This is a genomic window from Kiloniellales bacterium, from assembly GCA_030064845.1.
GTDB lineage: Bacteria > Pseudomonadota > Alphaproteobacteria > Kiloniellales > JAKSDN01 > JASJEC01.
In genome coordinates this window covers 1-8,860 of the sequence record JASJEC010000104.1, presented here as the reverse complement: position 1 = coordinate 8,860, position 8,860 = coordinate 1, and the positions used below count along the sequence as shown (strand labels likewise).

At 66.9% G+C, this 8,860-nt stretch carries 10 protein-coding genes; 7 read left to right on the top strand and 3 right to left on the bottom strand.

The features are described 5' to 3' along the window. Positions 1-49 precede the first annotated feature (49 nt). The 3 genes from QNJ67_22950 to QNJ67_22940 all read right to left on the bottom strand — a co-directional run bounded on the left by QNJ67_22950 (position 50) and on the right by QNJ67_22940 (position 3,004). Positions 50-949, bottom strand: coding sequence for a lysylphosphatidylglycerol synthase domain-containing protein (locus QNJ67_22950; protein ID MDJ0611849.1), 900 nt, complete (start codon positions 947-949; stop codon positions 50-52). 3 nt (positions 950-952) lie between these two features. Further along, positions 953-1,759 (bottom strand): class I SAM-dependent methyltransferase, encoded by an 807-nt coding sequence (locus tag QNJ67_22945; GenBank protein MDJ0611848.1) that lies wholly within the window; start codon positions 1,757-1,759, stop codon positions 953-955. Between the two features lie 108 nt (positions 1,760-1,867). Further along, positions 1,868-3,004 carry a glycosyltransferase gene (locus QNJ67_22940; GenBank protein ID MDJ0611847.1) on the bottom strand — a complete coding sequence of 379 codons (1,137 nt, stop codon included), beginning with the start codon at positions 3,002-3,004 and terminating at the stop codon, positions 1,868-1,870. Between the two features lie 327 nt (positions 3,005-3,331). Between QNJ67_22940 and QNJ67_22935 the strand changes: the two genes are divergently transcribed. The 7 genes from QNJ67_22935 to QNJ67_22905 form a co-directional block, all read left to right on the top strand. Further along, entirely contained in the window at positions 3,332-4,762 is a 1,431-nt protein-coding gene (locus QNJ67_22935) for a radical SAM protein (GenBank protein ID MDJ0611846.1), read from the top strand. A gap of 160 nt (positions 4,763-4,922) precedes the next feature. Beyond that, positions 4,923-5,264 carry a hydrogenase maturation nickel metallochaperone HypA gene (gene hypA, locus QNJ67_22930; protein MDJ0611845.1) on the top strand — a complete coding sequence of 114 codons (342 nt, stop codon included), beginning with the start codon at positions 4,923-4,925 and terminating at the stop codon, positions 5,262-5,264. Then, a complete protein-coding gene (gene hypB, locus QNJ67_22925; GenBank protein MDJ0611844.1) occupies positions 5,264-6,115 on the top strand; it encodes a hydrogenase nickel incorporation protein HypB in 852 nt (283 codons plus the stop codon). The genes hypA and hypB overlap by 1 nt, the downstream gene beginning before the upstream one ends. 10 nt (positions 6,116-6,125) lie before the next feature. Next, complete coding sequence (locus QNJ67_22920; protein ID MDJ0611843.1) at positions 6,126-6,389, top strand: HypC/HybG/HupF family hydrogenase formation chaperone; 264 nt, start codon at positions 6,126-6,128, stop codon at positions 6,387-6,389. Then, positions 6,386-7,543 carry a hydrogenase formation protein HypD gene (gene hypD / locus QNJ67_22915; GenBank protein MDJ0611842.1) on the top strand — a complete coding sequence of 386 codons (1,158 nt, stop codon included), beginning with the start codon at positions 6,386-6,388 and terminating at the stop codon, positions 7,541-7,543. The genes QNJ67_22920 and hypD overlap by 4 nt, the downstream gene beginning before the upstream one ends. 56 nt (positions 7,544-7,599) lie before the next feature. Then, positions 7,600-8,589 (top strand): hydrogenase expression/formation protein HypE, encoded by a 990-nt coding sequence (gene hypE, locus QNJ67_22910; GenBank protein ID MDJ0611841.1) that lies wholly within the window; start codon positions 7,600-7,602, stop codon positions 8,587-8,589. 3 nt (positions 8,590-8,592) lie between these two features. Continuing rightward, positions 8,593-8,860, top strand: a 268-nt coding sequence (locus QNJ67_22905) for an acylphosphatase (protein MDJ0611840.1), incomplete at its 3' end; no start/stop codon positions are given.

Genomic DNA, 8,860 nt, shown 5'->3' with positions numbered 1-8,860 from the left:
CGTTCTCACGCTTGTTAGCGGCGCACCACGGGTTTCGACGGCACGGGTTTCACCGGCCGCGGAGTGCGCAGCCGATGCCGAACGCAACCACGTCGCCGGCGACTGAAACACCCCGGTGCAGAAGCGCCGCGGTCAGGGCGGCCGGTTCGCCGATGACCACGCCCAGGCCAAGAGTGATGACGCTCTCGCGCACCCCTAACCCGCCGGGGGCGCCAGGGGTGATCAGGCCGGCAACCCAGGCCGCGGCGAAGACCACCATCGATAACGAGAGAGGAGCGGCAGCGGCCGTTGCGGCGATCCCGGTGACAAGCTGGAGGGAAACGCCGAGAACGGCAAACGCCACCAAGTGAATGAGCAACACGAGAAGCACGCTGCGCAGGCCGAGCCGGGCCAGGGGCTCGAGCAGCCCGTAGCGCCGCAGCAGCGTTGCCGCCACCAGAACACCCGCCAACGTTGCCGCGAGCAACCCCCCCGCGACCATGAGGTCGTCCGCCGCGGGAAAGACGGAACCGATCGCGTCGCCGACACCGGGCAGCAGCCACAGCCCCACCAGTGCGAGCGCGAGCCCCGCTGCCACCACCAATGCCGTCTCGGCCACGAGGGCCAGCCCGGCGGCGGACGGCGATGCCCCGTCCTTCACGGAGAGCGCGACCCGCCCGGCGAGGTGGGCGACATTACCCGGCAGGTACTTGCCGATCTGTGCCGTCAGAAGTTGTGATTCCGCGGCCCAGCGCCCCGGGCGCTCGCCGAAGCTGACGAGCAGGATCCTCCAGACCGTCGCCCCCATGACCAGCACGGAAACATAGAGCGCGGTCGCGCCGGCGAGGTTTCGCCAGACGGCGGCCTCCGACAGGTCGACTCCCGGCGCCGAGCCGCCATAGCGGTAGAGCACCCAGCCCGTGACGAGGACGCTGACGGCGGCCCCGATGATCTTTACTCCGCGGCGCATCGGTCAGGCCAACCGTGCGAGCGCGATATAGCCGGGGCCGAGATCCGTCCGCAGGAATGGACGCTGCAAATGGCAGAATGCGGCCATGACAAGCACGATCGGCCAGCTCGCGAACACCGGCCAGATACGCCTCTCGATGCGCCGGTCCGAGCCGCTTTCGTCTGTCAGTGCGCTCACATCGAGCCCGGCTTGCGTTTTCTCTCGGAGCTGCCGGCCGTATGCCCAGGCACGCACGCGCTGCACAAGGTTGGCGAGCGGAAAGCCGTAACACTCGATCCGGTCGACAATGAATCCCGCCGCCTGAAGTTTCTCGATGAGCTCGTGGCGCTCATAGCGGCGCACGTGACCCGCCCATTCGTCGTTCTTGCTCCACATTTCGGGATGTGCGGGAGACGACACCATCAATCGCCCGCCGGGTGCCAGCATTTCCCGCCACTCCCGCAAGGCTCCGACATCGTCTTCGATATGTTCGAGAACCTCGAAAGCGCAGACCAGATCGAACGCGCGGGTCCAGTCATCGCCAGGTGCCGCGTGGACCGAGATCGGCCCACCTTCCGGATGGAGATGTTTGGCCAGAGTCAAGGCCTGCGCCGAACGGTCCAGTCCAGCACCGCGGAATCCCCGCTCCGCGAGGTCCCTCAGAAGCGCGCCGGGCCCGCAGCCGATGTCGAGCACGCGGCAGGGCGGGACATCGCGCAGCAGATGGAGCACTCTGTGACGCCGCAACAGGTAGCTCGGCGCCGGAACCCAGTTGAGCCCGGGAAGCGCCGGCCCGTACACCGGATGCAAGACGACCTCGTTCGACGTCACGGCATGACCCTCTAACGCCGTTCCTGGCAATCGCAGAACTCCCACAGTTCCGCTTTGGCGGCAACGGTGTTTGCGCCGTCGGGGGGGCGCCCGTCTCGACGCACAGTCTCATGCATCGGCGTTGCCCGCTGCCGCATCCGCCCCGGTCAGTCGCTCCAACTCTGCCCGAAGGCGCAGGCCGATCGCGGCGGGAGAGATCCGGTCGAGCACGGCGTCGGGCGGCTGCGGGCAGCCTTCCCGCTCCAGCGCGGCGATGGCATCGATCAGGGCCTGCGGGTCACCGCGCGGCACCAGCTTCACACCGGGCGTCTCCGACGGGAACAACTCGCGCATTGCCGGCGAGTCCATGGAGACGACCGAGCGCCCGACCGAGAGCACCTGGTACACCTTGTTCGGGACGACGGACGCGGCCTTCTGCGACTCGCCGAAGATGCCCAGGCAGATATCGGCCCCGGCGATCCGCTCCTTCAACATCTCGTAGGGCACCCACTTCTCCCACTGGAGGTGCGCCATCGGATTTCCATCGAGATATTCGCGCACTTGGCCTTCCTCCTGGCCGGAGCCGATCAGGAGCCAGCGATAGCCCCGGCCGCCCGGCGAGGCAGCGGCCTCCAGAATCGTGCGCACGCCGTGGAGGGGGATGAACTGGCCGTAGAACAGAACAGTGACCGTCCCGCCATGGGAAGCCGGTGGCGGGATGCGGGGAAACTGCTCCGGTTCGACCCCGACCGGGACCCAGCCCACCCGCCCAGGCGCCAGCGAGAAGGTCTGCTCGATACCGCGGGCGTGGGGGCCGGTATCCATCAGCACCCGATCGGCCAGGCGGCAGGCAAGCCACTCAATTGCCCAGAGACAGCGCGACGCGAAGCCTCCGCGCTTCACGAGCTGACGGTCCAGCACCACCGTGTCGTAGAGTGAGATGAACATGTCCCAGGCAATCGGAACGCCCCGAAGCCTGGCAAAGAGCCATAGCACGAGCACATCGAGCTGCCCCAGATAGGCGATCACCACCGCATCGTGCCGCGGCGCCTTGAGATAGCGCCAGATCAGCCCGGGATAGGCCAGCAGCCAGCGCAACAAGAACGTGATCCGTTGGGCTAGACCGATCTGGGTCTTGTCCTCGACCCCCCGCCATAGGTCGGCATGGATTTCCACGACATCCACGCCGGATTGCCTCAGACCGGCCAGGAGAATGCGCGTGCGCGGCTTGCCCAGGTCGTAGGTGCCCCAGAATACGACCTTCATTTTCCACCCCGGAATCGCGCGAATCCGCCCTCGCTCCCGTGCGATCATAACAAGATGGCCCAGTAGCAGAAGTGCCCGTCTCCGGCGGCGGCCGGAGACCGAACCGAATCGGACAGAAGAGATCAGGGTCGAGATCCGAAATGACACCGCAAGAGCAATTGCTCTCGCTGGCGCGCTATCCTTTTTCGTTTCAAGTCCGGCGCGACGGCCGAAGTCCTTTGAAGGGATACACGGTAACTCTCCTCTGCCGTTGGCCCGAAAAATGTCAAAACAATTTCGGCGGGACTCTGATACGGTGAAAATCTGATCCATGTCAGGGGGAGACTCATGCCGACACGCATCATCCATCTCATCAATCCCAAGACCCGCTCCTTCACCACCCGGCCGATGTATTTCAACCGGGCGCTCTATTCGCCTCTGGCGGGCCTTCTGACCGTCGCCGGGCTGATACCCCGAGACAAGTATGAGGTGGTGCTGACCGACGAGAACATCGAAGACATCGACTTCGATCTCAAGGTCGACATGGTCGGCATTTCCGCCATGACCAGCTACGTGAAGCGCGGCTACGAGATCGCCGACGAGTTCCGCCGGCGCGGCGTGCCGGTCGTGATGGGCGGCGTCCACCCCAGCTTCATGACCGAGGAAGCGCTGACCCATTGTGACGCGGTCGTGGTCGGCGAGGCCGACATGGTCATGGGCAAGGTGCTCGACGACCTAGAGGCGGGCCAGCTCAAGGGCATCTACAAGGCCAAGGGCCTGCATCCCATGGTCGACATGCCCATGCCGCGCTATGACCTGGTCAAGCAGAACCGCTACGTCAACCGCACCTTCATCCAGACCTCGCGAGGCTGTCACCACGGCTGCCACTTCTGCTCCGAGCACATGATGAACGGCCTGAAGTTCCGCTACCGGCCGGTCGACGAGGTGATCCGCGAGATCGAGAGCTGCGGCCAGAACTTCATCTCGCTCAACGACGCCGATTTCTTCGGCACGCCGGAGCGCCCGAAAGAGGTCATGCGCGCTCTCAAGGGGCGCGGCATCAAGTGGCAGGCCGGCGTGACCAGCAAGCTGGCCCTGAACGACGAGCTTCTCGAGCTGGCGGCCGAGAGCGGCTGCTTCATGCTCTCGATCGGTTTCGAATCGATATCGCGCGAGACCCTGACCAGCGTCCACAAGCACGTCAACCGGCCGGAGAACTTCCAGCGCCTGGTCGAGAAGATCCACAGCTACGGGATCATGGTCTTCGGGCTCTTCATCTTCGGCTTCGACAGCGACGACCCCTCGGTGTTCGACGAGACGGTCAATTTCAACATCGACGCCAACTTCGACATGTGCGCCTATTCGGTGCTGACGCCCTATCCGGGGACGCTCCTGTGGTACCAGATGAAGAAGGACGTGGTGTCCTACGACTGGAACCTCTACGACCAGGCGCACATCACCTATCAGCCCAAGAGCATGGAGCCGGACGTGCTGCGCGCCGGGCACCTGCGCGCCTACGAGCGCTTCTACTCCCTGCCGTCCATAGCGCGGCGCATGCCGCGGCCGGGCTCGCGCAGCCTGGCCCAGTTCAGCATCTACAACATGTTCTTCCGCAAGGGCGAGGTGACCGGCCGCGACATCGAGAACGCCGTCGCAGCGCCGACCCCCGAGCCCAGCTTCGTCCCGCGCCCGCCGCTCATGCCGCTCAAGCGCGAATGGCGCGACGTCGTCGAGAAGGGGATCAAAGAGAACGAGGCCAGCGTAGCGGCGCAGGGATAGGCACGCGACAGGCGGTCCGAGGGAACTGGATTTCGGACGACCGATGGCGGCCCGCACTGGCCTGATGCGACGGAAAGGACCATGATGGACTGGGCGTGAAGGCCGCTCCGCCGATCGGCGCGGCCCGTTCCCGTGTCGGCCATGGACCGGTGTTGCAGTCATGCATGAGATGGCGCTCTGCGAGAGTCTGATCGGTGTCATCGAGGATCAGGCGGAGGTGCACGCCTACAGCCGGGTAAAGACGGTCTTCCTGGAGATCGGCACGCTCGCCTGCGTCGAGCCCGAGGCGCTCCGCTTCACCTTCGACCTCGTGACCCGTGGAACGTTGGCCGAAGGCGCGGCCCTGGACATCACCGAGACCCGGCCCGAAGCCTGGTGCATCGCCTGCCGTCATCCGGTCTCGGTTGATCAGCCTTACGACCCCTGTCCCGACTGCGGCGGCCATCGATTGGAGCTGTCCGGGGGCAATGAGCTGCGGATCAAGGAATTGGAGGTCGAGTGATGTGCACGGTATGCGGCTGCGGCCAGGACGAAACCCGCACCGAAAACCGGGAGGGCAGGGACCGGGGCGTCGCGGGCGATCACCATCACCACCACGATCATGACGCCCAACACCATCACTACGGCCTGGGAACGGCCGGGGCCCACGCGCCGGGCTTGAGCCAGGCACGCATGGTGCAGATCGAACAGGACATCCTCGCCAAGAACGACGGCTATGCCGCCAGAAACCGCGACTTCCTGGAAGCCCGCGGCATCCTCGCGCTCAATCTCGTCTCCAGTCCGGGGTCCGGCAAGACCAGCTTGCTGGTGCGCACGATCCAGGACCTCGAGGGCGGCGTCGACCTGTCCGTGATCGAGGGCGATCAGCAGACCAGCAACGACGCCGCGCGCATCCGCGCCGCCGGCGCGCGGGCGGTCCAGGTCAACACCGGCAAGGGCTGCCATCTCGACGCCCACATGGTCGGCCACGCGCTCGAGAGCCTGGACCCGAAGGAGGGCGGGCTGCTCCTGATAGAGAACGTCGGCAATCTCGTCTGCCCGGCCGCCTTCGACCTCGGCGAAGCGCATAAGGTGGTCATCCTCTCGGTGACCGAGGGCGAGGACAAGCCGCTCAAGTATCCGGACATGTTCCGCGCCGCCGATCTCATGCTCCTGAGCAAGGTCGATCTGCTGCCGCACCTCGACTTCGACGTGGCGCGCTGTCTGGCCTACGCCGAGCGGGTCAATCCGCGCATCCGCATGATCGAGGTCTCGGCAAAGAACGGCCAGGGTCTGGCCGACTGGTACGCCTGGATCGAGACGGCGCACCGGCTTGCCCGAGCTGGCCGATCGCCGCTGACGGCGGCCGAGTAGGGGTCTCGACATGTGCCTGGCCTTGCCCGCGAAGGTGATCGCAATCGACGAGGCGAGCGAAACTGCGACGGTGGCGCTCAGCGGAGTCCGGAAGAGGGTCTCCATCGCCCTTGTCGACTCCGTGGCGCTCGGCGACTACCTGCTAATCCACGTCGGCCACGCGCTCAACAAGATCAGCGCCGCGGAGGCCGAGCGGACCCTGGCGCTGATGGTCGAGGCGGGCCTGATCCCGGCCGGGGACGAAGGTGCGGGCGAGGGGAGCGCCTTGGCATGAAGTACGTCGACGAGTTCCGCCGCCGCGATCTGGCCCGCGGTCTGGCACGCGCCATCGCGGCGGAAGCCGACCCGGCGCGCGGCTACAACCTGATGGAGTTCTGCGGCGGGCACACCCACGCGATCTTCCGCTTCGGGGTGCAGGACCTGATGCCGGAAAACCTGCGCTTCGTGCACGGCCCGGGCTGTCCGGTCTGCGTTCTGCCGGTCGCGCGGATCGAGAACGCCATCGAGCTCGCGGAGCGGCACGGCGTCATCCTCTGCACCTACGGTGACATGATGCGCGTGCCGGCCGGCAAGAGGCGCAGCCTGCTCAAGGCCAAGGCCGGCGGGGCCGACGTCCGCATGGTCTATTCCACCCAGGACGCGCTCGCCATCGCGCGCAAGGCCCCGGAACGCCAGGTCGTGTTCTTCGCCATCGGCTTCGAGACGACCACGCCGCCGACCGCGCTGGCGATCAAGCAGGCCGCCGCCGAGGGACTCGAGAACTTCAGCGTCTTCTGCAACCACGTGCTGACCCCGGCGGCGATCCGGCACATCCTGGAATCGCCCGAGGTGGGCGAGCAGGGAAGGCTCTCGATCGACGGCTTCCTCGGACCGTCCCATGTCAGCTCGGTGATCGGCAGCCGGCCCTACGCCTTCGTCGCCGAGGCCTATCGGCGCCCGATCGTCATCGCGGGTTTCGAGCCGCTCGACGTGATGCAGTCGGCGCTCATGCTGATCCGGCAGCTCAACGAAGGACGCCACGAGGTCGAGAACCAGTACCGCCGGGTGGTGACGCCGGAAGGCAACCTGAAAGCGCAGGCGCTGGTCGCCGAGGTCCTGACGCTGCGCCGCAGCTTCGAATGGCGCGGCCTCGGGCCGGTGCCCGAGAGCGCGCTCGAGATCAGGGAGTCCTTCGCGGCCTTCGATGCGGAACGGCGTTTCGACATCACGCCGAGCGACCGGGGCGACGTGAAGGGCTGCCTCTGTCCGAGCATTCTGCGCGGCGTCAAGAAGCCGACCGACTGCAAGCTGTTCGGAACGGTCTGCACGCCGGAGAACCCCATGGGATCCTGCATGGTCTCCTCCGAAGGGGCCTGCGCCGCCTACTGGACCTACGGCCGCTTCCGCGACGCCGGCGGGACGCGGCGCAAAAGGGAGCAGGCGGCGTGAACGCGGTCGACAAGCGTTTTGCCACGCGACTCGACACGCGCTCGGGCGGCATCGACATGAGCCACGGCGGCGGCGGGCGCGCGACCGCGCAGCTGGTCGCGGAGCTGTTCATGCGCCACCTCGACAACCCGCTGCTGAACCAGGGCAACGACCAGGCCTGCTTTCCCGCGCCCAGCGGCCGCATGGTGATGACCACCGACGGCCATGTGGTTTCGCCGCTGTTGTTTCCCGGCGGCGATATCGGCTCGCTCGCCGTGCACGGCACGATTAACGACGTCGCCATGGCCGGCGCCCGGCCGCTCTATCTCTCCGCCGCCTTCATTCTGGAAGAAGGATTTCCGCTGGCCGACCTGGAGCGGATCGTGATCAGCATGGCCGAGGCCGCCACCGCCGCCGGCGTGTCCATCGTGACCGGCGACACAAAGGTGGTCGAGGCGGGGAAGGGCGACGGCGTCTTCATTGCCACCACGGGGGTCGGGGTGGTGCCCGACGGGATCGAGATCTCCGGCGATCGCGCGGAAGCGGGCGATACGATCCTGGTCAGCGGCAACATCGGCGACCACGGCATCGCCATTCTCTCGAAGCGCGAGAATCTGGAGTTCGAGACCGAGATCCGCTCGGACAGCGCCGCGCTGCACGGCCTCGTCGCGGCCATGGTCGAGGCCGTGCCCTCGATCCACTGTCTGCGCGATCCCACGCGCGGCGGCCTGGGCACGACGCTCAACGAACTGGCCCGGCAGTCGGGCGTCGGCATGCGTGTTCGCGAGGACGCGATCCCGATCAAGCCCGATGTGGCGGCGGCCTGCGAGCTGCTGGGGATCGACCCCCTCTACGTCGCCAACGAGGGCAAGCTGGTCGCGATCTGTCCCGCGGCGCAGGCCGAGCGCCTCCTGTCGGCCATGCGGTGTCATCCGCTGGGTCGCGACGCCTCGATCATCGGCCAGGTGGTGGCGGACGAACACGGCTTCGTCCAGATGGAAACCGGCTTCGGCGGGCAGCGCATGGTCGACTGGCCGGCCGGCGAGCAGCTGCCGCGGATCTGCTGAGCCGTGAGTGTGCGTCTGTCGGCTGACGACGGTATGACGGCCGAGGCCGTTTCGGTCCGGATACGGGGCCTGGTCCAGGGCGTGGGCTTCCGTCCCAGCGTGTGGCGTTTGGCGCGCGACCTGGGACTGGCCGGCGAGGTGCGCAACGACGGCGACGGCGTTTTGATCCGCGCCTGGGGGTCGGCAGGCGCGCTGCGCGGATTTCTCGACCGCCTGCCGCGCGAGGCGCCGCCGCTGTCGCGGATCGACCGCATCGAGGTCGCGCCCCTGG